The organism is Romboutsia sp. 13368, from assembly GCF_018336475.1.
Classification (GTDB): Bacteria; Bacillota; Clostridia; order Peptostreptococcales; family Peptostreptococcaceae; genus Romboutsia.
The window spans coordinates 587295-588396 of sequence record NZ_CP048741.1; the positions used below are offsets into that span (position 1 = coordinate 587295).

The 1102-nt window shown below is 30.5% G+C and carries 1 protein-coding gene; it reads left to right on the plus strand.

What is annotated here, in order from left to right; genetic code table 11:
• Positions 1-1071 (plus strand): butyrate kinase (buk, locus tag G3997_RS02440; RefSeq protein WP_296647533.1); only part of this gene is annotated, 1071 nt, incomplete at its 5' end.
• Positions 1072-1102: the final 31 nt, after the last annotated feature.

Consider the following 1102-nt stretch of genomic DNA (forward strand, 5'->3'; position numbering starts at 1 on the left):
TTAATTATAAATCCAGGTTCTACTTCTACAAAGATAGCTGTCTATGACAATGAAAAACAACTACTAGTAAAAACTATAAATCATAGAATAGAAGATTTAGAGATATATGAAAGAATACAAGATCAATTTGAAATGAGAAAGGATGAAGTATTAAAATCTCTAAAAGAGAATGATATAAACTTAAATTCAATAAGTGCTATAGTTGGAAGAGGAGGATTATTACCTCCAGTAAAGTCAGGAGCATATTTAGTAAATGAAGAAATGATAGATAGGCTAGTGAATAGACCTATACTTGAACATGCATCAAACTTAGGCGCAATAATAGCTTATGAAATATCAAAGCCGTTAGGAATTGATGCATACATATATGACTCTGTATCAGTTGATGAATTAACTGATGTAGCAAGATTATCTGGAGTTAAGGACATGGATAGAGAATGTTTAAGTCATGCGTTAAATTCTAGAGCTATGGCTATAAAATATGCTAAGAATAACAATAAAAAATATGAGGAATTAAATTTAATAGTAGCACACTTAGGTGGTGGAATAAGTTTAAGTGTACATGAAAAGGGAAAAATGGTAGATATAGTATCTGACGATGAAGGTCCTTTTTCACCTGAAAGATCGGGAAGAGTACCTTGTAAAAAGTTAATTGATAGATGTTTTTCAGGAAACTACACTCATAGAGAAATGCTTAAAACTATTAGAGGAAAAGGTGGAATTTCTTCTTATTTAGGAACTGTTGATGTAAGAGAAGTTGAAGAAATGATAAATGAAGGAAATGAAGAAGCTAAATTAGTTCATGATGCTATGACTTATCAAATAGCTAAAGGTATTGGAGAATTAGCAACGGTAGTATGCGGAAATGTAGATGCGATAATATTAACAGGTGGGATGGCCTATTCAAAGCTTATAACTGATAATATAAGTAAAAGAGTAGAATTTATAAGTGAAGTTTGCGTGATGCCAGGTGAAAATGAATTAGAGTCTTTATCTCAAGGTATACTTAGAGTATTAAGAAAAGAAGAGGATGCAAAAATTTATAGTGAAAATATTTTAGCAAAGGTATAAATTAAAACCTACTAGTTATTCAACTAGTAGA